This window comes from Phreatobacter sp., assembly GCF_016793595.1.
Taxonomy (GTDB): Bacteria; Pseudomonadota; Alphaproteobacteria; order Rhizobiales; family Phreatobacteraceae; genus Phreatobacter.
Map to the genome: position 1 here is coordinate 34394 of NZ_JAEULY010000002.1, position 21999 is coordinate 56392.

Annotated in this window: 23 protein-coding genes; 11 read left to right on the forward strand and 12 right to left on the reverse strand. The window is 67.1% G+C overall.

The window, feature by feature from the left end; translation table 11 throughout:
• Positions 1 to 94: 94 nt before the first annotated feature.
• The 4 genes from JNK84_RS00785 to JNK84_RS00800 form a co-directional block, all read right to left on the reverse strand.
• Positions 95 to 1024 (reverse strand): dihydrodipicolinate synthase family protein, encoded by a 930-nt coding sequence (locus tag JNK84_RS00785; RefSeq protein ID WP_293419293.1) that lies wholly within the window; start codon positions 1022 to 1024, stop codon positions 95 to 97.
• A 72-nt stretch (positions 1025 to 1096) separates the two neighbouring features.
• The gene (locus JNK84_RS00790) at positions 1097 to 2080 is read right to left on the reverse strand and encodes a TRAP transporter substrate-binding protein (RefSeq protein ID WP_293419295.1); all 984 of its coding nucleotides are present in this window, start codon (positions 2078 to 2080) and stop codon (positions 1097 to 1099) included.
• A gap of 32 nt (positions 2081 to 2112) precedes the next feature.
• A complete protein-coding gene (locus JNK84_RS00795) occupies positions 2113 to 3378 on the reverse strand; it encodes a TRAP transporter large permease (protein WP_293419298.1) in 1266 nt (421 codons plus the stop codon).
• Entirely contained in the window at positions 3378 to 4001 is a 624-nt protein-coding gene (locus JNK84_RS00800) for a TRAP transporter small permease (RefSeq protein ID WP_293419301.1), read from the reverse strand. Before JNK84_RS00800 ends, JNK84_RS00795 begins: the two co-directional genes overlap by 1 nt.
• A gap of 192 nt (positions 4002 to 4193) precedes the next feature.
• Between JNK84_RS00800 and JNK84_RS00805 the strand changes: the two genes are divergently transcribed.
• Together JNK84_RS00805 and JNK84_RS00810 are read left to right on the forward strand one after the other, a co-directional pair.
• Positions 4194 to 4853: a GntR family transcriptional regulator gene (locus tag JNK84_RS00805; protein ID WP_293419304.1), complete on the forward strand. Its 660-nt coding sequence runs from the start codon at positions 4194 to 4196 to the stop codon at positions 4851 to 4853.
• 195 nt (positions 4854 to 5048) lie between these two features.
• The gene (locus JNK84_RS00810; protein ID WP_293419307.1) at positions 5049 to 5435 is read left to right on the forward strand and encodes a DUF6481 family protein; all 387 of its coding nucleotides are present in this window, start codon (positions 5049 to 5051) and stop codon (positions 5433 to 5435) included.
• A 54-nt stretch (positions 5436 to 5489) separates the two neighbouring features.
• Here the strand turns inward: JNK84_RS00810 and JNK84_RS00815 are convergent, their stop codons facing one another.
• Both JNK84_RS00815 and JNK84_RS00820 read right to left on the reverse strand, forming a co-directional pair.
• Positions 5490 to 6272, reverse strand: coding sequence for a hypothetical protein (locus JNK84_RS00815; protein WP_293419310.1), 783 nt, complete (start codon positions 6270 to 6272; stop codon positions 5490 to 5492).
• Between the two features lie 79 nt (positions 6273 to 6351).
• Positions 6352 to 7158 (reverse strand): AraC family transcriptional regulator, encoded by an 807-nt coding sequence (locus JNK84_RS00820; RefSeq protein WP_293419313.1) that lies wholly within the window; start codon positions 7156 to 7158, stop codon positions 6352 to 6354.
• Between the two features lie 44 nt (positions 7159 to 7202).
• Here JNK84_RS00820 and JNK84_RS00825 point away from each other — a divergent pair, with 44 nt between their 5' ends.
• The 3 genes from JNK84_RS00825 to JNK84_RS00835 all read left to right on the forward strand — a co-directional run bounded on the left by JNK84_RS00825 (position 7203) and on the right by JNK84_RS00835 (position 10239).
• Entirely contained in the window at positions 7203 to 8381 is a 1179-nt protein-coding gene (locus JNK84_RS00825; RefSeq protein ID WP_293419316.1) for an MFS transporter, read from the forward strand.
• Positions 8382 to 8454: 73 nt separating this feature from the next.
• Positions 8455 to 9411, forward strand: a complete 957-nt coding sequence (locus tag JNK84_RS00830) for a diacylglycerol/lipid kinase family protein (protein ID WP_293419319.1) — start codon at positions 8455 to 8457, stop codon at positions 9409 to 9411.
• Between the two features lie 6 nt (positions 9412 to 9417).
• On the forward strand, positions 9418 to 10239 hold the full coding sequence (locus JNK84_RS00835) for a metallophosphoesterase family protein (protein WP_293419322.1): 822 nt from the start codon (positions 9418 to 9420) through the stop codon (positions 10237 to 10239).
• 15 nt (positions 10240 to 10254) lie between these two features.
• Here the strand turns inward: JNK84_RS00835 and JNK84_RS00840 are convergent, their stop codons facing one another.
• Positions 10255 to 11394 (reverse strand): alpha-hydroxy acid oxidase, encoded by a 1140-nt coding sequence (locus JNK84_RS00840; RefSeq protein ID WP_293419325.1) that lies wholly within the window; start codon positions 11392 to 11394, stop codon positions 10255 to 10257.
• Positions 11395 to 11522: 128 nt separating this feature from the next.
• Positions 11523 to 12017 (reverse strand): CYTH domain-containing protein, encoded by a 495-nt coding sequence (locus tag JNK84_RS00845; RefSeq protein ID WP_293419328.1) that lies wholly within the window; start codon positions 12015 to 12017, stop codon positions 11523 to 11525.
• A 162-nt stretch (positions 12018 to 12179) separates the two neighbouring features.
• Here JNK84_RS00845 and JNK84_RS00850 point away from each other — a divergent pair, with 162 nt between their 5' ends.
• Entirely contained in the window at positions 12180 to 13115 is a 936-nt protein-coding gene (locus tag JNK84_RS00850; RefSeq protein WP_293419331.1) for an SMP-30/gluconolactonase/LRE family protein, read from the forward strand.
• Between the two features lie 11 nt (positions 13116 to 13126).
• Here the strand turns inward: JNK84_RS00850 and JNK84_RS00855 are convergent, their stop codons facing one another.
• A complete protein-coding gene (locus JNK84_RS00855) occupies positions 13127 to 13741 on the reverse strand; it encodes a glutathione S-transferase (RefSeq protein WP_293419334.1) in 615 nt (204 codons plus the stop codon).
• A 160-nt stretch (positions 13742 to 13901) separates the two neighbouring features.
• Here JNK84_RS00855 and JNK84_RS00860 point away from each other — a divergent pair, with 160 nt between their 5' ends.
• The 4 genes from JNK84_RS00860 to hpaR all read left to right on the forward strand — a co-directional run bounded on the left by JNK84_RS00860 (position 13902) and on the right by hpaR (position 18672).
• Positions 13902 to 14726, forward strand: coding sequence for an SDR family NAD(P)-dependent oxidoreductase (locus JNK84_RS00860; RefSeq protein WP_293419337.1), 825 nt, complete (start codon positions 13902 to 13904; stop codon positions 14724 to 14726).
• Between the two features lie 19 nt (positions 14727 to 14745).
• Positions 14746 to 16332 (forward strand): aldehyde dehydrogenase family protein, encoded by a 1587-nt coding sequence (locus tag JNK84_RS00865; protein ID WP_293419340.1) that lies wholly within the window; start codon positions 14746 to 14748, stop codon positions 16330 to 16332.
• A gap of 143 nt (positions 16333 to 16475) precedes the next feature.
• Entirely contained in the window at positions 16476 to 18098 is a 1623-nt protein-coding gene (locus tag JNK84_RS00870) for a GMC family oxidoreductase (RefSeq protein ID WP_293419344.1), read from the forward strand.
• A 142-nt stretch (positions 18099 to 18240) separates the two neighbouring features.
• Positions 18241 to 18672, forward strand: coding sequence for a homoprotocatechuate degradation operon regulator HpaR (hpaR, locus tag JNK84_RS00875; RefSeq protein WP_293420337.1), 432 nt, complete (start codon positions 18241 to 18243; stop codon positions 18670 to 18672).
• Here the strand turns inward: hpaR and JNK84_RS00880 are convergent.
• Together JNK84_RS00880 and JNK84_RS00885 are read right to left on the reverse strand one after the other, a co-directional pair.
• On the reverse strand, positions 18669 to 19490 hold the full coding sequence (locus JNK84_RS00880; protein ID WP_293419347.1) for a sugar phosphate isomerase/epimerase family protein: 822 nt from the start codon (positions 19488 to 19490) through the stop codon (positions 18669 to 18671). The genes hpaR and JNK84_RS00880 overlap by 4 nt on opposite strands.
• Positions 19491 to 19501: 11 nt before the next feature.
• Positions 19502 to 20149 carry an EthD family reductase gene (locus JNK84_RS00885; protein WP_293419350.1) on the reverse strand — a complete coding sequence of 216 codons (648 nt, stop codon included), beginning with the start codon at positions 20147 to 20149 and terminating at the stop codon, positions 19502 to 19504.
• Between the two features lie 180 nt (positions 20150 to 20329).
• Between JNK84_RS00885 and JNK84_RS00890 the strand changes: the two genes are divergently transcribed.
• Complete coding sequence (locus tag JNK84_RS00890) at positions 20330 to 21028, forward strand: hypothetical protein (protein WP_293419353.1); 699 nt, start codon at positions 20330 to 20332, stop codon at positions 21026 to 21028.
• 9 nt (positions 21029 to 21037) lie between these two features.
• Here JNK84_RS00890 and JNK84_RS00895 read toward each other — a convergent pair whose 3' ends face one another.
• On the reverse strand, positions 21038 to 21988 hold the full coding sequence (locus JNK84_RS00895; RefSeq protein ID WP_293419356.1) for an aldo/keto reductase: 951 nt from the start codon (positions 21986 to 21988) through the stop codon (positions 21038 to 21040).
• Positions 21989 to 21999: the final 11 nt, after the last annotated feature.

Below are 21999 nucleotides of genomic sequence, written 5' to 3' on the forward strand. Positions count from 1 at the left end.
GCGAGAGAATCGCGCAAAATGGCTGCCGTAACGGCATTTCCATAGGGAACCCGCCCGCGAGCCATCGACGGCCCGCGGGCGAGGAGATCGCCGATCAGGCTGCGGCTTTCAGCCCCACCTCGGGGAGCTTGGGGCGAACCTTCAGCGCCTTCGCCATCATGGCCTCGACCTCGGCCTTTTCGTGCGGCAGCAGTTCGAGGCGCGGCGGACGGGTCCGCCAGGTGCCGCGGCCCATGATGTGCTCGCACAGCTTGATGCACTGGACGAGGTCCGGGCGGGCATCGAGATGCAGCAGCGGCATGAACCATTCGTAGAGCGGCATGGCCTCGGCGTAGCGGCCAGCCTTGGCGAGACGGAACAGCGTCTCGCCCTCGCGCGGAAAGGCGTTGGACATGCCGGAGACCCAGCCAACGGCGCCCATGGCGACGCTCTCGACGATGACGTCGTCGAGGCCGGCGAACAGCACGAAACGGTCGCCGACCATATTGCGGGTGTCGATGAAGCGACGGGTGTCGCCGGATGAGTCCTTGAAGCAGACGACGGTGTCGACATCGGCCAGCGACACGAGGATGTCGGGGGTCACGTCGTTCTTGTAGATCGGCGGGTTGTTGTACAGCATCACCGGCAGGTCGGTGGCGTTCGCGACCGAGCGGAAATGCTGCGCGGTTTCGTGCGGCTTGGACGAATAGACGAGCGCCGGCATGACCATGATGCCGTCGAGGCCGACACGGGCGGCCTCCTTCGCCGTCTCGACCGCGAAGGCCGTGGTGAATTCGGCGATGCCGCAGAGCACCGGTACGCGGCCGGCGGCGACCGACTTCGCGGCCTCCATGATCTGGATCTTCTCCGAGCGTTCCAGCGAGGTGTTCTCGCCGACCGAACCGCAGATGATCAGGCCGGAAACGCCGTCGCGGATCAGGCCGTCCATGACTTTGGCGGTGGCGTCGATGTCGAGGGACAGGTCCTCGCGGAACTGCGTGGTCACGGCCGGGAAGACGCCTTCCCAGGAAATGCGGGGTGCCATTGAGGATTCTCCGAAGTGGCGGGCGGGGCCGGCGCGTGCCGGCCCATCAGGATGTTCAGATGTGAAGGTAGGTCAGAGCGTCGCGCCGGCCTTGCGCAGGTCGGCGAGGATCGGGGCCTTCGGCAGCCAGACCTTGTCGAACTCGGCGACGACGGCTTCGGCTTCCTTCGGGTCGGCGTTGCGGAACGGAATACCGGTGGCCTTGAACTGCTCGACCAGTTTCGGCTCGTTACCGGCGAGTTCGTCGATCTGGGTGTCGAGCGCGGCCTTGACAGTCTTCGTGATCAGCTCGCGGTCGGCGGCAGAGACGGTCTGCCAGACGCGGCCCGAGACGAGGGCGATCACCGGCATGAAGACGGCGTTCATCTGCAGGATCGACTTCGACACCTTGTCGAAGCGCTGGTTCCACGAGAATTCGAGGTCGGCCTCGAGACCGTCGACCTGGCCGTTGGTCATGGCGTCGAACACAGCCGGCGTCGGGATCGGCGTCGGGGCCGCGCCGAGGGCCTGATAGAAATCGCGATAGACCGGGGTCGGGTTGATGCGCAGCTTCATGCCGCGGATGTCGGCGACCTTCGAGATGTCGCGGGCGGCGAAGACGGCGCGCATGCCGGTGATGCCCCAGGCGAGGCCGATCGTGCCGGTCTCGCGCGGCAGCACCTCGAACAGTTTGGCGGCCACCGGATGGCGCACGAGCTTGGCGATTTTCGGGGTAGAATCGACGATGTAGGGGGCCGTGATCGCGGCGATGGTCGGCACGCGCGAGCCGAGCTCGGCTGCCATGATCCAACCCATGTCGAGCGCGCCGGACTGCATCTGCTGCAGCATGGCGGCTTCGTTGCCGAGCTGGCCCGAATGGAAAACCGTCAGCGTCAGGCGGCCGTTGGTGGCGGCCTTCAGATCCTCGCCGACCTTCAGCGCGGCCTTGTTCCAGGGATGGCCGTTGGGTGTGAGGATGCCGAGGCGGAACTCCTTGGCCTGCGCCAGCGCAAGAGAGGGAGCGGCGAGCGGCAGCGTCGCGCCGGCGGCGATGAGATGGCGACGGGACAGGGTCATGGACATGCTCCTTCGGGTTGGAGGGTCGGCATTCACTTGATCAGGGCGAGGGACAGGAACGGATAAAGCGAGAGCAGGACGAGGAGGATGCAGGACACGCCGAAGAACGGCATGGTGACGAGGAACATCTTGCCGGGCTTGGCGCCGGTGACGGCGGCGGCGACGAAGAAGCAGAGGCCGACTGGCGGCGAGAGCAGGCCGAGCACGAGGTTGATCACCACGACCACGCCGAAATGGCGGGGATCGATGCCATAGATCTCGGTGGCGATGGGCAGCAGGATCGGCACCGTCATGATCAGGCCGGGAATGCCGTCGATCACCGTGCCGATGACCAGCAGGATGACGTTGACCAGCAGCATGAAGGAGACCGGGTCTTTCGCCACGCCCTGGATCCAGGCGGCGGTCTCCTGCGGCACTTTCCCGTAGATCAGAACCCACGAGAACACCGCGGCGGCGGCGACCAGGAACAGCACGATGGCCGAGTAGACGCCGGCCCGCAGCATCATCTCGGGCAGGCGGGAGAAGGAGAATTCCTGCGTCCAGTAGCGCCCGACTAGGGCCGCCGCGACCGCGCCCACGGCCGCCGCCTCGGTGGCGTTGGCGAGGCCGCCGAGGATCGAGCCGACGATAACGACGGGGATGGCGAGGGTTGGCAGCGCCGACAGCACCGTGGCCGTGCGCTGGCGCAGGGTCCGCTTCTCGGCGCGCGGGTAGTTGTAGACGAAGCCCATGGCCGCGATGGTGATGAAGAACAGGCCGGTGAGCAGGATGCCCGGCAGGATGCCGGCGATCAGCATGTCCGAGACCGAGACCTGCGCCAGCACCGAATAGACCACGAACATGACGGAGGGCGGGATGATCGGACCGAGCATGCCGCCATAGGCGGTGAGGCCGGCGGCGAAGGTCTTGTCGTAGCCCTGCTTCTCCATTTCCGGGACCATGATCTGCGCCATGATCGCGACCTGGGCGGTGGCCGAACCGAGGATGGAGGAGACGAACATGTTGGCGAGGATGTTCACGTAGGCGAGGCCGCCGCGCACCGAGCCGATGAAGGCCATGGCGAGGTCGACGATGCGCCGGGTGATGCCGCCGCCGTTCATGATCTCGCCGATCAGGATGAACAGCGGAATGGCGATGAGGCCGTAGCTGTCGACGCCGCCGAAGAGCTGGAGCGGGTAGCTCTGGAACAGCAGAGGATTGCCCGAGGCCATGATGTAGACGATGCCGGCGAGGCAGAGGCACAGGCCGATCGGCACGCCGACCAGCATGATGACCATGAAGGCGGCGGAGGTGATCATCAGTTCACCCCGTCGACGTCGGAGAGGACGAACCCCTTGAGCCGGGCGCGCGGGACGAAGCCGATATCCTCGATCAGGTTGGCGAGGCCGTGGATCGTCATCGACACGGCGAAGATCGGCAGGATGAGATAGAGCACCCAGGTCGGCCAGTTCAGCGTCTGGGTGCGCTCCGTATAGAGGAAGTTGAAGGTCTGGCCGGCGAATTCCCGCGCGTCGAAGCCGGCCCGAGCGATGCCGACCGGATCCATCCACAGCCAGCACATGGCGGTCAGCGAGACGCCGAAGACGACGACAAGCCCGGTGGCGGCGATCTTGGCGATCCACTGGCCGCGTTCCGGCAGCCGCTCCGTCAGCATCGATACCGCGAAGTCGAGCCTCAGCCGCGTCATGGCGGATGCACCGACGAAGGTCAGCCAGACCACGGAATAAACTGCGGACTCGTCGATCCAGTAGATCGGCATGCCGGTGTAGCGGGTCGCGACGTTCACGAGGATGAGCGCGGTGAGCAGGAACATCAGGCCGGTTATGGCCAGACGCTCGGCCGCGAGCAGGGCCTCTGATGCCTTCATGATCGCCCGCCATGGCGCGATCGTCGGACCTGTCGTGATCGTTTGGTCGATCATCGGGCGCACCTCGTTGAGTGCTGTCGCTCTGGATTTTTTCAAATGTAGATTTTATACAATTTAAGAGTCAATGCCCGCCTGCGACATTTTCACGGACTATTCGTGTAAATGTCGCAGGCGGGTCATGATGCAGACAGCGCCGAGTCGCAGGCGTGCCATTCAGGCAGGCGGCGAGGCGGGAACCAGGCCAGAATGACCGCAACGCTGAAGCATCGAACCCTGTCCGCGGCTATCGTCGACCGACTGCGGCAATCCATCCTCGACGGCACGCACCCGGCGGGCGCGCAACTGCGGCAGGACGCGCTGGCCGATACCTACGGCGTCAGCCGTATCCCGGTGCGCGAGGCGCTGTTCCAACTCGAGGCCGAGGGGCTCGTCCGAATCGCTCCGCATAAGGGCGCCATCGTCTCGGAACTGTCGCTGGACGAGATCAACGACGTGTTCGACCTGCGCTGTCTGCTGGAACCGCGCATGCTGGCCCAGTCGGCGCCGCGCTTCACCCCGGAGGATTTTGGGCGGCTTGACGACATCCAGTCGAAGTTCGAGGCGGCGATCGCACGGCGCGACGTCGGTCAGTGGGGACTGCTCAACGCCGAGTTCCACATGGCGCTCTATGAGCGGGCCTCACAGCCGCGCACGCGCGTCATCGTCGCGGCGCTGCTGCAGACCAGCGATCGCTATACGCGCGTCCAGCTCTCGGGCACCTCGGCCATGGGGATCGCCGAGCAGGAACACGCCGAGTTGATCCGGCTCTGCCGCGCGGGTGAGGTCGACCGCGCCTGTCGCTTCCTGGCGCGGCATATCGAGTCGGTTCGGGCCGATCTGATCCGGGTTGTCGGGCGCAGCGCCTGAGATGCTCCGCTGCCGAATGGCAGTTGCGCGTCAACCGAATGTCACCCACATGTGCTTTGACGTTGACGTACGGTGACGGTTTCTGTACGCGAAACCCGTCGCCACGAGGCTTTCGGCGCGAGCCGGAACAGACCCGCGTAAGCCGACGTTGTAACAACCACCTTTCCGATAGACAGAACCAAGGACCAGTCGCCTTTGTCTTTCACGTCCCAGAATGGCTTATCTGACCGTCTCGAGGCTTCGCAGAAGGCGAAGCAGGCCCTGCTGGAAAAGTTCCGTTCGCGTCCGGGAGCGGATGATCCGGAATTTCTGAAGCGCCAGGCCGAGCGCCGCGCCATCGCCGAGGCCCGCGCCGAGCGCGAAGCCGCCAAGGAAGCGATCCGCAAGGCTGAGCAGGAGCGCCTCGCCGCCGAGGAAGCAGTTCGCAAGGAAGCCGAGCGGATTGCCGCCGAAGAGGCCGAGCTGAAGCGGCTCGAGGAGGAAGAGGCCCGCGCCAAGGCGCGGCCGAAGCAGATTTACCGCGAGATCGCGGCCTATGCCGAGGCCCGCGCCCGCGCTGCCGCCCGTGGCGGACGCCGCTGAGGCCTACTGCCCTCAACAAAATCGAAAAGGCCGCCCACAAGGCGGCCTTTTTCATTAGCCGGCCTTGCGGCGGCGCAGGCGCTTCCAGAAGCGCGAGACGATCGCGCCATGGGCTGCGATGGCGAGGCCGAGCAAGGCCAGCACCAGGCGCATATCGGTCCTGCGGTCTCTTTCCGGGTCGGCTGAACCAGTGACGTAGATCGCACCGGATGCGCTGCGCAGGCCATGCCGCTCCGCCGCCAGCGCCGCGACATCCGGGCCGCGACCGGATGAGGGCGCGCCTACGCGCAGCACGGTCTCTGGCGGTGTGCCCCAGTGGCGCGGAGCGGCGGGCGAGGCAGGATCGCTGCCGGCATTCTCCTGTGCGATGATCCAGACGGGCACCGGATCGCCGTGCGCCCAGCCGGGATCGACCAGCGGAGCCGCATGCCAGGTCACCGGCGCGCCATAGTTCCGGGTGCCGCGAAAGGCGCGCGCCGCCGCGAACTCGGTCATGATCCGCGCGCCCGCCAGCCTGTAGCCGAGCGCCGAGGGATGAGCGGGAATCACCGAGGCGATCACGGGGCCGACCACCTGCGATGCCGTGAGCGATGCCGTCGGCACGAGGCCGATGGTCATGCCGAAACCTGCGAAGAGGAGCGCGCTGGCGAGTGATGCCGTGCCTGTGCCCCCGGCGACCGAGGCCCCGAGCGCCAGCCCGATCAGGCAGGCCGGAACCATCCAGATCAGGACGAGATCGAGGTGGGCAGCCGCCAGTCCGGCAGCCGCCAGCCCGGTGAGCGCGGGAATGCCGCGCAGGAATGCCTGCCAGGGCGTTGCCATCCAAATCCGCTGCATGCCACGTCCCCGCCCCCGCGCCGTTGTTGCAGCATGGCGGCGACCCGGCGGGCAAGGGCAGGGCGCGATTTTCGCCGGGTCAGCTCGAACGCCCGTCTTCGGCGCGGTGGACGCTGCCGGGCGCGTGGCCCATCACCGAGCGGAAAGCCACCGCGAAGGCGGCGGAGGACGAGAAGCCGAGCCGCGCAGCCACGTCCTTGACGGTGGCGCCGGCGCCGAGCCGCTCCAGCGCGGCCATGACGCGCACGCGCTGGCGCCAGGCCTTGAAGGTCAGCGAGGTCTCCATCGGGAATAGGCGCGAGACCGTGCGCACCGATGTGCCCGCCTCGCTGGCCAGATCCGCCAGATCGCGCCGGCTGGCAATGTCGGCGATGGCGACCTCCGCAACCCTCGTCATGGCGGCGCTGCGCGGCATGGGCACGAAAGTCGGAGCTGGCGGGCTCGCCGTGACCTCGTCGAGCAGGAGTTCGACGAGCGCGCGCCTGCGGCTCGATGAAATGGACGGATCGAACAGCGCGAGGATCAAGGCGCGCAGCAGCGGCGATACGCCGACGACGCGGTCTGCCTCTGGCGGCGGCGCGATCCAGCCGCGCCGCAGGGCATCCGGCTCCATGTAGGTGGAGCGCATGGCGACATCGGTGAGCATGTCGACAGCGTGAGGAAAGCGCGGTGGCAGCCATACCGCGCGATGCTGCGGCACCAGCCAGCGGCCGGTTGGTGTCGCGACCTGCATCGTGCCGGATGCGGCGAAGAGCAACTGCGCGGTGTCGTGGCGGTGCAACGGCAGATGGGTGCCGCGCGGATAGGTGGTAGCCAGAACTCCCACGCCGTCGCGGAACTCGGCTGCTGGCGTTTTGTCGATGACAATTGGCGCTACGTCGCTCATGCGCCATTCTATCGTGGCTGCCCGATTCCGCTACGGGCCCCGTCATGAACCGCGCTTCGACCGTCATCGCCTACATCAACATCGCTCACGCGCTGGATCACCTGTTCATGCTGATCTTCGCAACGGCAGTGCTGACGATGGCGACCGAGTTCGGCGTGCCCTTCGGGGAATTGCTGCCGCTGTCGGTGGGCGGGTTCATCGCTTTCGGCGCGCTGTCGCTGCCCGCCGGCTGGCTTGGCGACGCCTGGAGCCGGCGCAACATGATCGCGATCTTCTTCATCGGCGGGGGGCTGGCCGTGGCCGCGACCGGCTTTGCCCGCAACCCGACGGAACTGGCCATCGGCCTCACCGCAATCGGCGCCTTCGGTGCGATCTATCATCCCGTGGGCACGGCCATGCTGGTGTCCCATGCCGAGAGGCTCGGCCGCGAGATCGGCATCAACGGCGTCTGGGGCAATCTCGGCGTCGCCTTCTCGGCGCTGGTCACCGGTGGCCTGATGCAGTTGTTCGGCTGGCGGGCGGCGTTTTTCGTGCCGGGGCTGGTCAGCGTCGCCATCGGCTTCGCCTTTCTGGCGCAGGTGAAGGACGAGAAGCGGCTCGGCTCCAAGGCGTCCAATCAGGCGCGGATCGGCAAGGCTGACATGATGCGCGTCTTCTCGATCCTGCTGGTGGTCGCCTTCGCCCTGGGCCTGACCTTCAATGCCGTGACGGTCGCCCTGCCGAAGCTGATCGAGGAGCGGGTGACGGTGTTCGGGTCCGCTCCGGCAGTGATCGGGACCATCGGCTTCCTTGTCTATGTTTGCGGCGCGATCTCGCAATATGTCGTCGGCAACCTGATCGACCGGCACCCGCTGCGCAGCCTGATCATTCCTATCGGTTTCGCCATCGCGCCATTCCTGTTCATCGCTTCGGTCGCCAGCGAATGGGCGATGCTGGTGGCGGCGACCGGCGTTGTCGTCACCATGTACAGCCAGGTCACGATCAACGACGCCATGACCGGCAAATATACCAGCGACGAGTGGCGGGCCCGGGCCTTCGCCGCCCGTTACACGATCACCTTCGGCGTTGGCGCGGCGGCGGTCGGCCTGGTCGCCTGGCTGCACCGCACGGGCGGTTTCGCGCTGACCTTCCAGGTGCTGGGGCTGCTCTGCCTCATCATCGGCCTTGCGGCGCTGGCCTTCCCGGCAGACCGGCAGGATGCCAGAGCTGCCCCGGCGGAATAGCGGGAACCGACCGGCCTCCCGCTCGGTTTGAGGACATGGCGTCACCAGCGCCCCGGCCGAGGAGAGGTCAATCTTGGACCAGCATGCGATGGACCGCGTCGGTCACGTTTTCGGCGTGAAACGCGAATGTTCCGCGGCCATTCTCGTCAATGCGCGCTCAGGCCTGACGAGGCGGTCCCTGCCGGTGATCGAACTCCTGACGGAAGCGCTGTCGCACCGCGCCATCTATCCGCGCGTTTTCATGGCCGCGGCGGGACATATGGAGGAGGCGATTGCCGCCTGCCGGCGAGAGGAACCCGACCTGCTCTTCGTCATTGGCGGCGACGGTACGATCCTAGCGGCGGCGGAGGCCTTCCTCGGCACGAAGACGGCGCTCGCCATCATCCCTGGGGGGACGGTCAATCAACTGGCGCGCGATCTCGGCATTCCGCTCGATCCGGCCGCGGCCGTCAGCGCCCTTGCGGCCGGCGCGCTGCGCGCCATCGATGTGGGCGTGGTCAACGGGCGCGCCTTCCTCTGCACCGCGGTCACGGGCCCGCTCGCCAAGCTCCAGCGCTACCGGGAGGAGGCGCGGGGGCGGCTGTGGGCGACGCTCGGCTCGTTCGTGATGACGGGCTTCAAGGCGACGACGCTCAGGCCGGCGAAACTGTCGATACGTGCGGGATCGGCGACCTGGCAGGAGGAGACGCGCGGCGTCATCGTCTCGGTCAATCCCCTGGCGGAGATCGTCTCGCGCGTGCCCTTGCGCGAGCGGCTCGATGGCGGCCTGCTCGCCGTCTATGCGGCGCGCGAGAGCGGCTATTTCACGCTGTTCCGCATGGCAGCGGCGATCCTGGCCGGCCGGGCCCGCCATCATCCCGATATCGCCTATCATGAATGCGCCGAACTGACGCTCGATGCGAAGAGGCGGTTCATCACCGTGCTCAACGACGGCGAGATCCGCCGTCTTGCCACGCCGCTCAGACTGGAAGTGAAGCCGGGCGCGTTGACGGTGGTCGCCCCGTTGCCGGCCGTCGCCGTGGCGGCGTGATTTCGCATGACGGTGATCGCTCACCTGTCCGACCTCCATTTCGGCGCGCAGAAACCAGTGGTCCGGGAGGCGCTGCTGCACGTGCTGACGATGGAGCCGCCCGATGTCATCGCGATCAGCGGCGACCTCACCCAGAACGCCACGCATCGCGAGTTCGTGGACGGGCGGGCCTTTCTCGACCGGCTGCGGCAACCCTGTCTCATCGTGCCCGGCAACCACGACATCGTCGGCCATCGGCTGATCGAGCGCTTCACGCGGCCCTACGAGCGCTGGCGGCGCTTCGTCGCGGAAGGGCTGGAGCCGGAATGGTCGGACGACAATGTGGTGATCCGCGGAGTCAATTCGGCCCGGCCTTTCGGACCCTATCTCAACTGGTCGCGGGGGCAGTTCAGCCCCGCCCAGATCGCTGCCATAGACCGGACCGGGGCGGCCCGGCGCTCGCTGGTCGTGGTCGCCCATCATCCGGTCGTCTGGGGCAATGATACCGACCGCGACTATGACCTCGTAACGCGTGGCGAGGCGATGCTTGCCGTTCTCGCCCGCCAACCGCGCAGCATCATGCTGCTCGGTCACCGTCATCGCAGCCATGCGAGCCTGTGGAACGCCGAGGGCGGCGAGCGCGAGGCGCGCGGCCATATGACCGCGCGGCCGGGCGACGTGCTGATCGTCCATGCGGGTACTGCCTGTTCCGACCGGCTGCGTGGCGAGGCCAATAGCTGGAACCGGCTGGGCGTCTGCGGGGAGGGCGTCTCGGTCGAGACATGCACCTTCGACGGCACAAGGTGGACGCGGGTGGCGCGCCTCACCCTGGCATGGGGCAGCCGATGACGTGCCGCTGCCGCGTCACCGCGCGAGGATCTTGCCGTCGACCAGCTTGATGTCGCGCAGGCCGCAGAACGCCATGGTCAGGTCGAGCTCCTTGCGGATGATCTCGATGGCGGCGGTGACACCCTCCTCGCCCATGGCGCCGAGACCATAGAGGAAGGCGCGGCCGATATAGGTGCCCTTGGCCCCCAGCGCGATGGCCTTCAGTACGTCCTGACCTGAACGGATGCCACTGTCCATGTGGACCTCGATACGGCTACCGACCGCCTCGACGATGGGCGGCAGGGCCTCGATCGCGGTCAGCGCGCCGTCCAGCTGGCGGCCGCCATGGTTGGAGACGATCAGCGCGTCGGCGCCAGACTTGACGGCAAGCTCCGCGTCCACCGGGTCGATGATGCCCTTCAGGATCAGCTTGCCGCCCCAGCGGTCCTTGATCCAGGCGACGTCGTCCCAGCTCAGCGAGGCATCGAACTGGTCGGCTGTCCACGAGGACAGCGAGGACATGTCGTCGACGCCCTTGGCGTGGCCGACAATGTTGCCGAAGGTGCGGCGCTTGGTGCCGAGCATCGCCTTGCACCAGCGCAGCTTGGTGGCGAGGTTGATGAGGTTGGCGAGCGTCGGCTTGGGCGGCGCCGACAAGCCGTTCTTCAGGTCCTTGTGGCGCTGGCCGAGGATCTGCAGGTCGAGGGTGAGGACGAGGGCTGAGCAACCGACCTTCTTGGCGCGATCGATCAGGTTGCCGGTGAATTCGCGGTCGCGCATCACGTAGAGCTGGAACCAGAAGGAGCTTCCGGCGTGCTCGGCGACATCCTCCAGCGAGCAGATGCTCATGGTCGAGAGCGTGAAGGGAATGCCCGCCTTGGCCGCGGCGCGCGCCGCGAGGATTTCGCCGTCGGCATGCTGCATGCCGGTCATGCCGGTGGGTGCGATCGCCATGGGCATGGAGACCGGCTGGCCGATCATGGTCGTCGCCAGCGTGCGGTTGTCCATGTTCACCGCCACGCGCTGGCGGAACTTGATCTTCGCGAAATCGGTGGTGTTGGCCCGGTAGGTGCTTTCCGTCCAGGAGCCGGAATCGGCGTAGTCGTAGAACATGCGGGGCACGCGGCGCTCCGCGAGGACGCGCAGGTCTTCGATGCAGGTGATGACGTTGGACATCCGAACCTTCTTTCGGGATCGCTGATGCGGGAAAAGCCTCGGGCAGGTTACCAGTCGTCTCTAGCACGGCCAGCGGGCGGCGAGCCACAAGCGCCGGCGCACGGAGGCCGTGCGCGGCCTGATCGCGCCTAGACGGATACGGCGCGGCCCGGAAACAGTTCGCGCAGAACCTCCTCGCCCCCCTCGGCCAGCGCGGAGTTGCGGTAGCGCAGGTCATGCGTCACCTCGCGGCCGAGCCAGTCAGGCCGCATGAAATCCTCGTGCTCGTCGGCGAGCTCGATCTCCGCGAGGATGAGGCCGGCGAGGCGGCCCTCGAAAACGTCGATCTGCCAGAGCTTGCCGGCGACCGTCAGTTCGTGGCGCTTCTTGACGATGGGCGGCAGGCTGGCGAGGCGCAGCATGCCGGCGGCCTCGTCGGCCGGTATCGCATATTCGAACTCGTCGCGCGCCAGCCCACCCCGCTCGCCCTTGACGGTCAGGGTGCCGCGGCCGTCCTGAAGCCGGACGCGGATCGAAACAGGACCGCTCGCCGACAGATAGCCCTGCTCGATATTGCGCACGCGCGTCGCGGGGCGCCAGCCGTCATGGGCGACGAGGAATTTGCGTTCGATCTCCAGCGCCACGCATCCGCCTCCCGTTCGTGCCGGCATGAAGCCCGTCGTGCGGCGCCCGCGCAAGCCTGCCGTGCAAGCTGCCGCGCGGGCGATGCCGCATCATGCTGTTCCCTTCGCCACCGCGCCATTCTAGCCTCGACGCCAAGACAAAGAACGATGCAGGGAAACGCCATGGAACTCGCCCTAACCGAACTTGCCTCCGGCCTGCGGTTTCCGGAGGGGCCTGTGATCCTCGCGGATGGATCGGTGCTGCTCGTGGAGATCGCCCGTGGAACGGTGACGAAGGTCGCGCCGGACGGTTCGGTCACCTACCTGTCAAGCCAGGGCGGCGGGCCGAACGGCCTCGCGCTCGGGCCGGATGGCCGGCTCTACATCTGCAACAATGGCGGCTTCAAGTGGACGCCGCCCGGCAGCGAGCGCGGGCTCCTGCCGATCGGACAGGCGGACGATTATTCGGGCGGGCGGATCGAGCGGCTGGACCTTGTGACCGGGCAGGTCGAGGTTCTCTACGCTTCCAGCGAGGCATGCCCGTTCAAGGGGCCGAACGACATTGTCTTCGACGATCAGGGCGGCTTCTATTTCACCGATCTCGGCAAGGCGCGGCCGCGCGACATGGATCGCGGCGGCGTGTACTACGCCAAGGCCGACGGCAGCTTCATCAAGGAAATGATCCACCCGATGGTGACGCCGAACGGCATCGGCCTGTCGCCGGACGGATCGGTGCTCTATGTCGCGGAGACGGAAACGGCGCGGCTCTGGGCCTTCGACCTGACCGCGCCCGGAGAGTTCAGCCGGCAGCCGTTTCCCTCGCCGCATGGCGGGCGGATCGTCGCCGGCATCGGCGGCTACAACCGCTTCGACTCGCTGGCGGTCGATGCCGACGGCAACATCTGCGTCGCGACGTTGGTCAATGGCGGCATCACGGTGATCGCGCCGGATACGGGCGAATGGCGTCACATTCCGGTTCCCGGCGAGCGCTGGGTCACCAATATCGCCTTTGGCGGACCGGAACTGAGGACAGCTTATCTGACGCTATCCTCGACCGGGCGGCTGGTCTCCTGCCCCTGGGAGAATTCCGGCCTGCTACTCAACTACCAGCAGGCCTGAGGCGCGCTCCCTCACGCGGTGGGAGCGGTCTGCTTCATCGAGGGCCGCTCGGAGAACTTCGCGTACCAGGCGGCGAGGCGGTCATTGCCGTTGCGCCAGCCGATATCGGGGAAACGGAAGTCGAGGTAGCCGAGCGCGCAGCCGACCGCGATAGTGCCGATGTCCACCTTGTTCTCGAGATGCTCGATCCAGGTCGCGGAGAAGCTCGCGACCGTGGTGTTGATCTTGGTGAGCTGACCCTTGTGCCAGTCCTCCCAGCGCAGCGCCTCGGGACGGGCAACACTCTCGTAGCGGGCGAGCAGGGCGGCATCGAGCAGTTCGTCGGCCGCCGAATGCAGCACGAGAGCCGGCCAGCGCTCCTTGCCGACGGCCGGGAACAGTTTCGGCGCGGCGCCGATGGCGTCGAGATATTCGCAGATGACGCGGCTGTCATAGACCGGCTTGCCATCCTCGGTGATCAGCGTCGGCACCTTGCCGGTGGGATTGTGCGCCTTGATCGACGCGTCCTGGTTGATCGGGTGCGCCGCGGAAGGCAGCTTCTCGATCAGGCCGCCGATGCCCCGCTCGATGGCGCAGACCATGACCTTGCGGACGAAGGGAGAGGCGGGAGAAAAGAACAGTTTCACGGCACCGGCTTCCTGCAGAATGGAATTGCTGTGAAGTGATAGGGCGCGGCGCGCGTGCCGTCGAGACCGCCGGTCGGCGGAACCGTCATGAGCAGCCATCCTTTCCCGCGCTTGCCAAACATGGAGAACCCGGTTCCCACTTCGGCCGGGGAGGCCTTGCATGAACAATCAACAATCGGCCCGTCCGCTCGCCGGCAAGGTCGCGCTCGTCACCGGCGCGGGCAGGGGGCTTGGCCGTGCCTTCGCCGAGCGGCTGGCGCGGCTCGGCGCGGCTGTCGCGATCCACGGGATGCGCGAGAACGGTCCTGCGGAATATGGCGAAGGGACCACGCTGACCGCCGTGGCGGATGAGGTCGCGGCGGCCTTTGGCGTCCGGACCGTGCGCCTGCTCGGCGACCTGACCAATCCCGGGGACATTGCGCGGGTCGTGGACGAGGCGGAGGCCGTGCTTGGGCCCATTGACATCCTCGTCCACAATGCCGGCGGCGATATCGCGGCGAAGGGCGGCAAGCCGGACCCGAACGATGCGGTCGGCATCCGGGCCGAGGACGTGTCCGCCGTGCTCGATCGAAATCTCCTGTCCACCATCCTCACCTGCCAGACCGTTGCGAAAGGCATGATGGAGCGACGGCAGGGGCGGATCGTCACGCTTGGCTCGGTCGCCGCCTTCAAAGGACGGACGAACGGGGCGGTCTATGCGGTCGCCAAGGCGGGCGTCACCCACTATACGCGCTGCCTCGCCGATCAGCTCAGGCCCTACGACATCACCGTGAACTGCATCGCGCCGGGCGACACGCGCACCGGACGCTACCTCGGCACCCGCGCGGTGGACGAGGCGCGGCTTGCCGAGGGCGGTACGCTCGACCGCATCGCCACCGTTGACGAGGTGGCGCGGGTGGTGGAGGTCTTTGCCGGGCCGCTCGGCGCCTTCGTTTCGGGCCAGGTGCTGCGCGTCGATGGCGGCAGCCAGTGCTGGCCGGGTTGAGATCGTTCAGGACATGACCATGACAAGCATCGCTCCGGGCGCCCTGCCGCGCGTGACCTATTCCAACATCGGCGAGGACTTCTCGGGCGTTCACGCCCATCTCGACACCGTGATCCCCGACGTGCGGTCGCGGCTCCTCGGGCTCGACCGGCCCAACCGGATAGGCGGTGCCGACAGCCGGGACGGCGAGGCCTTCGACGCGCCCTGTCCGATCGACCGGCGCATCAGCCTCGGCCGTTTCGTCGCGGCCTCGCCGGCAGCCGTCGATGCCGCCGTGAGTGCCGCGCGACGCGCCGCGGACGACTGGCGGCGTCTCGGCTGGGAGCGGCGCGTCGCCCTCGCGCGCAAGGTCGCCGATGCCATGGAGGCCATGAAGTTCGAGATGGCGGCGGCATGCCTGCTGGAAGTCGGCAAGTCGCGCATGGAGGCACTGGGCGAGGTGGAGGAAGCGATCGACCTCGTCCGTTTCTATGCCGGCGAGATGGAGGCGAATGGCGGCTACGAGAAGCCGCTGCTGCGGGCCAACCCGAAGGAGGAGACGCGCGACGTCCTTCGCCCCTTCGGTGTTTTCGCCGTCATCGCGCCGTTCAATTTCCCCGTCGCCCTGTCCATCGGCATGTCGATCTCCGCGCTGATCGCCGGGAATGCGGTCGTGTTCAAGCCAAGTCCGATGGCCGGCCTCACCGGCCGCATGCTGATGGACTGCGTGACGGCGGCCGGGCTGCCGGACGGCGTCTTCAACCTCGTCTGCGGCGGCGCGGAAACCGGCGCGGCGCTGGTCGGCCATGCCGGCATTGACGGTATCGCCTTCACCGGTTCGCATGCGGTCGGCATGGCGATCATGCGCGGCTTCGGCGTCGGCGGTCGCCACGCCAGGCCCGTGCTCGCCGAGATGGGCGGCAAGAACCCGACCTATGTGACCGCGTCGGCGGATCTCGCGACTGCCGCCGCCGGCATGGCGCGCTCGGCCTTCGGGCTGCAAGGGCAGAAATGCTCGGCGGGCTCCGTGGTCTTCGTCCACGAAGCCATGCGCGATGAGTTCCTTGAGCGCCTCGCGGCGACGGCCGCCTCCTTCCGCATAGGCGATCCCGCCGGGCGGGACGTGTTCATGGGTCCGGTGATCAACCGCGCAGCGCGCGGCCGCTTCGAGATGGCGGTCGCGGCAGCCAGGGCCGCGGGCTCCGCGATCACCGGCGGCCGGGTTCTGTCCGGCGATCTCTACGATCATGGCGACTATGTCGAGCCGACCATCGTCGCGGGGCTGCCGGACGACCATGCGCTGCATCGGGACGAACTGTTCCTGCCGTTCCTGACTGTCCGCACGTTCTCGTCGCTGGACGATGCCATCCGGCGTGGCAATGCCGTCCCCTACGGCCTCACCGCCGGCATCTACACGCAGGATGAAGCCGAGCTCGACCTGTTCCTCGATACGGCGGAAGCGGGCGTTCTCTACGCCAACCGCGCCAGCGGGGCGACGACCGGCGCCTGGCCGGGTATCCAGACCTTCTGCGGCTGGAAGGGGTCCGGCACCGGATCGAAGGGCGGCCTCGGTGCCTGGTATCTGCCGCAGTTCATGCGCGAGCAGAGTCGCACCATCATGCGGTAGCGCCCACCCGCCGGGCAGGCACCGCATGCCTGATGCACCGGAAACGGGACCGGTCCGACGCGTCCCGTGTTTGACAGGACCGGACATATAATTAACATGACAAATAATAGTGAGGCGGCGGCGCGCGGGACAAGCGGGCGATCATGACGATCGACGAGGGGACGTACGATTTCATCATTACGGGCGCGGGATCGGCGGGCTGCGTGCTCGCCAACCGCCTGACCGAGAGCGGGCGACACAGGGTGCTGCTGCTCGAAGCGGGCGGCGAGGACAATCTGTTCTGGATGCGGGTGCCGATGGGCTACCCGATGCTGTTCGCGAACCCCAAGATCAACTGGATGTTCGAGAGCGCGCCGGAACCTGAACTCGGCAATCGCACCATGTACCAGCCGCGCGGCAAGGTGCTGGGCGGCACGTCGTCGATCAACGGCATGGTCTATATCCGCGGTAATTCGCGCGACTATGACGACTGGCGGCAGGCCGGCTGCGAGGGCTGGTCCTATGACGACGTGCTGCCCTATTTCCGCAAGGCGGAGAATCAGGCGCGCGGCGAGGATACCTATCACGGCGTCGGCGGGCCGCTGCACGTATCCGATCACCCGAAGCGCGACGAGATTTCCGACGCCATCATCGCTGCCGGGGTCGAGGCGGGCCTGCCCGCCAACAACGACTTCAACGGCGCGGTGCAGGAAGGCATCGGCTACTACCAGACGACCACGCATCGTTCGCGGCGCTGGAGCACGGCGAATGCCTATCTGCACCCCGTCCGCAGCCGGCCGAACCTGCACGTCGTCACCGGCGCCCATGCGACCCGGCTGATCCTCGAGGGGACGCGCGCGACCGGCATCGAATTCACCACGCCCAAGGGAACGCATGTGGCGCGTGCTTCCGGCGAGGTGATCATCTCCGGCGGCGTGTTCGGCTCGCCGCAGCTGCTGCAATTGTCCGGCATCGGCCCAGCCGACCATCTGAAGCAGATGGGGATCGCGCCGGTCCTCGACCGTCCGGCGGTCGGCGCCAACCTGCAGGATCATTTCTACATCCAGTTCATGTTTCGCTGCCCGAAGCCGATCACGCTCAACGACCTCGCGATGAGCTGGCCGAAGAAGCTGTGGGCGGGGGCGCAATACCTCCTCGCGGGCAAGGGAATCCTCGCCGGCAACGGCATCTATGCAGGTGCCTTCGCGCGCACCGATCCGCGCCTCGACAGGCCCGATCTGCAAATCAACATGAATATCTGGTCGGTGGCCGAGCGCACGGCGGCGGGCATGGTGCCGCATCCCTTCTCCGGCTTCACGATGAGCCCGGTGCACCTCAAGCCTGATGCGCGCGGAACGGTTCGGCTGACGAGCGCCGACCCGAAAGCGGCGCCCGATATCCGCTTCAACTTCCTCAGGACGCGCCATGACATCGACGCGATGGTCGCCGGCATGCGGCTGGTACGGAAGATCTCGCAGCAGCCGGCGCTGAAGCCCTATGTCACGGAGGAGATTCAGCCGGGGCTGGATGTCGCCTCCGACGCCGATTTCGAGACCTTTCTGCGCGCCAAGTCCTATTCCAACCTGCATCCGGTGGGTACCTGCCGGATGGGACATGACGAGACCTGCGTGGTCGATCCGCAGCTTCGCGTGCACGGGATCGAGGCCTTGCGCGTGGTCGATGCCTCGGTCATGCCACGCGTCACCACTGGCAATACCAACGCACCGACCATTATGATCGCCGAGAAGGCGTCCGATATGATCCTGGCGGCGGCACGCGGCCACTGAGCGGGGACGCCAGAAGCAGGGGAACGATAGCGTGGAAGACCGTCCGACGGATGGACAGGGCAAAGCGGCGGAAGGTGCGTCGGCACCTCGGTCGCCGGGGCATACACGCGTCCGCCTGCGCAGTTTCTCAAGCTCGCTGCCGATGATGCTGCTCCGGGCCCGGGAATCGGTGATGCGCCATTTCCGTACGTCGTTGCGCAGCCACGACCTGACCGAGCAACAGTGGCGGGTGCTGCGCGCCCTCTCGGCGGTCGGCGAGATCGAGGTCTCGCAACTGGCACGCGCCACCTACCTGCTCGCGCCCAGCCTCTCGCGCATCCTGAAGGACCTCGACGCGCGCGGGCTGATCGTGCGGCGGCTTGATGCCGACGACATGCGGGTCGGCCTGGTTCGCATCGGGCCGCGCGGCATGGAGCTGATCGAGACGGTGTCGCCGCAGTCCGAGTCGATCTATGCGGAGATCACCGCGCGCTTTGGTCCGGAGCGGCTTGCCCAGTTGCAGGCGCTGCTGATCGAACTGGAGCGCGCCATGGCGATGGAAGACAAGGACGACGAGCCCGCCGGCGAATCCTAGCCCTTCGTCCGTGCCGTTATTCCGTCCAGCAGGTCGAGCGTCGTGCGCCGCGCCAGTTTCGCGAAGGCGAGCGGGCCAAGCTCGTCGAGCAGCCGGCTGTTCGGCACCTCGACAGAAATGGGCAGGCCCTCAGGCAGAGCCGCAAGATAATCCGCATTGGGAATGACGCCGTCGCCCGGCATGCGCCGGTCATAGCGGGCCTGGTGGAACATGGTCTCATGGTCGGGCGGCGGCGCGGTGGCATCGCAGACCTGAAGGTAGCGGATGAAGCGGCGGTCCGCCGCGCGCAAAGCCTCAACTGTCTCGCCGCCGCGATGAACGTGCAGCGTGTCGATCATGATCGCGCCGTTCGCGCGGCCGGCGCCGGCAACGATGCGCTCGGCCATGGCGAAGCTGTTCACCGACAGCATGGGCAGGAATTCGAGGTTGATGGCGAGGCCGAATTCGGCGGCCACGTCGCAGGCCGCGCCGAACAGATCGATGGCTTCCGTCTCGTCGGCGATGTCCCCTGTTGTCAGGAGATGCTCGGCGCCGAGCCGCGCGGCAGCTTCGAGCACCGGACGAAACGGCGCGAAACTCGTGCCGGACCGCAGGCGGAACACCTCGATGTCGAGAACGCCTAGGCCGGTATCGGCAAGCCGCGACAGCGTTTCGCGCATCATCGGCGTATCGCCGATCATCGGAAACCGCTCCTCGCCCGGCAGGGCTGGCTGCAGTCGGACGCCAACATTCTGGAACCCGGCTTCTGCAGCGACGCTGACCAGTTCGGGCGGCGTCAGGTGCAGCATGCAGATGTGGGGCAGCGACAGGGACAGCATGGCGGTTCCGATCATGAGCAGGGTGGCGGCACGACGGTCAGGACGTCAGCGAGCATCAGGCTGGCTGAGGCGAATGGCGGCGAGGCACTGCGGGCCGCCTTGATGATGCGGGCGGCGCAGTCCTGCGCGTCGGTCATGTCGTCGAAGAGGAGACTGGCAATGACGTCGGGCTTGCCCGCGCCGGGCAGCGCCTCGCGCGTCGCGGTCGCCAGCACGCGGTCAATGCCGATGCGGCGGGGATCGAGATCGGTACACGCACCCAGCCAATCGGCCAGCTGCGCGGTGGATGCGCCGCGAGAGCCGGAGCCAGCCAGAAGGATGAGTTTGCATTGACCGGCCGGCGGCCGCAGGCCTTCCGCGATCCGGCAGAGCGTGATGGCGCGCATGAAGTCGAGTTCATCGGCGGGAAGGGCGGCGGCCGCGGGCGAGGCGAGTGCCGCCGCCATGGCCACGTCGTCGGCGAACCAGAGCTCGGCCATGCCGTCGATGACAAGTCCCTCGCCCGCGATCGTCCAGGCGTCGAGAGCATGGTTTTGCCGATAGCCGAGGATGTTCGGCATGCCTGCGGCGATAGCCCGATGCGGGCCGCTCCAGTGCGCCGAGAAGGCGCGCCGGTCCAGGCCGTCCCGGCGCGCGAAGATGGTGATCCGCTTGATCATGATGCAAGCCCATCCGTTTCTCGGATAGATTAACAAGTTAAAATATATCTGGCCAAGCGGCTGGTGCGTGCCTGCGTCCCAGTGAGCTGGTGGCGGCATTAAATTATCATGTTACGCTTTTGGATGCGGGCCGGGTGGATCGCGACGTGTCCGTCTGCCGCAGCTTCCGGAGGGCCGCCGATGACCGTACTCGCTTTCCTGCGCGCGCCGGGCGAAGCAGCCCGCGCTGATTTCCGCCGCTGGATCGTATCGGATTTCGGGTCGCGTCTTGCTGATCCCGCCACCGGCCTGACGCGCGCCGTCGTGACGGTCTGCGCGGCATCGCCCGACGGACCGGAGGGCCTCGACCTGCCGGCGTCGATGCGGCTGAACGGCAGCAATACCCAGCCGTGGCCGGGCTATGACGCGGCTCTGACGCTGGAGGGCCCGGACGAGGCCGTCGCCGCGTGCTGGGCCGGCGAGATGGCGGCCCGGACGGATCTGCGGCACGTCTATCGGGTCAGCGAGCGGGTGATGGTCGACAAGGGACGCATCACGCCCGGTCGGCCGTCAAACGGCATGACCTACATGCGCGGCATCCATTTCCACGGCGACCTGCCGCGCTCGGCATGGGAGCGTTCATGGACCCTGCATGCGCCGCTGGCGATCAAGGTCCATGTCGGCGTGTCGCGCTACACGCAGTGGTACGTCGAGGAAATTCTGACCGAGGGCTCGCCGGGCATCGGCGGCGTCGCCGAGCTGCACTTCCCGACGACGAAGGACATGGTCGAGGGCTTCTTCGACTCGGCGCGCGGGCGCGACGAGATCGCTCAGGACACCCGGCACTTCATCGCCGGCGGGCCGCCCCGCCTGTTCGCGGAGCAGCACGTCTTCGTCTGACTGGCCGGATCAGCGGATCGCGTCGATCGCCGCGAGGTCCTCCGCCGTCAGCTTCCAGCCGGCAGCGGCAACGTTGGCCGTCACCTGCTCCGGCCGTGACGCGCCGGCGATGACGCTGGACACGAAACCGCGCGACAGCAGCCAGCCGAAGGCGAGTTCGAGGATCGTGCGGCCGCGCTCCCTGGCAAAGATCTCCAGCGCCTCCACCCGGTCGAAATAGTCATCGCTGAGCAGGCGCTTCGATTCCCGCTCCAGCCACGGTGCGTTGGGGGTTGCGAGCCGCGAGCCGGCCGGCAGGTCCATGCCGCGCTTGTATTTTCCGCTCAGGAAGCCATTGGCCAGCGGGAAGAAGGGCAACAGGCCGACACCGTAGCGTTCGAGATAGCGCTGGTGCTCCGCCTCGATGCCGCGGGTCATCAGCGAATATTCGGCCTGGATCGACACGAAGCCCTCGATGCCGAGCGTCCGCGCGGACCAGTGAGCCTCGACCGTCTCTGCGGGCGTCATGTTTGACGAGCCGATATAGCGCACCTTGCCGCTGCGCTGGAGGTCTTCGAGCGCGCGCAGCGTCTCGTCGGTGGGCGTCGCGGGATCGGCCTTGTGCAACTGGTAGAGGTCGATCCAGTCGGTCTTCAGCCGCTTCAGGCTCGCCTCGGCGGCGCGGACGATATAGTCGCGGCTCGCGCCCTTCATCCGGTCGCCCGCGCCCATGGGCATGCCGAATTTGGTGGCGAGCACGATGTCCTTGCGCCGTTCGCCGAAAATCTCGCCCATCAGCGTCTCGGAGCCGCCCTGGTTGCCATAGACGTCGGCCGTATCGAACAGGGTGATGCCGGCGTCGAGCGCGGCGTGGATGACGGCGCGCGATTCCTCCCGGTCGAGCCGGAGACCGAAATTGTTGCAGCCGAGGCCGATGGCCGAGACGCTGAGGCCGGAACGGCCGAGAGTGCGGAACTGCATGGCGTGATCCC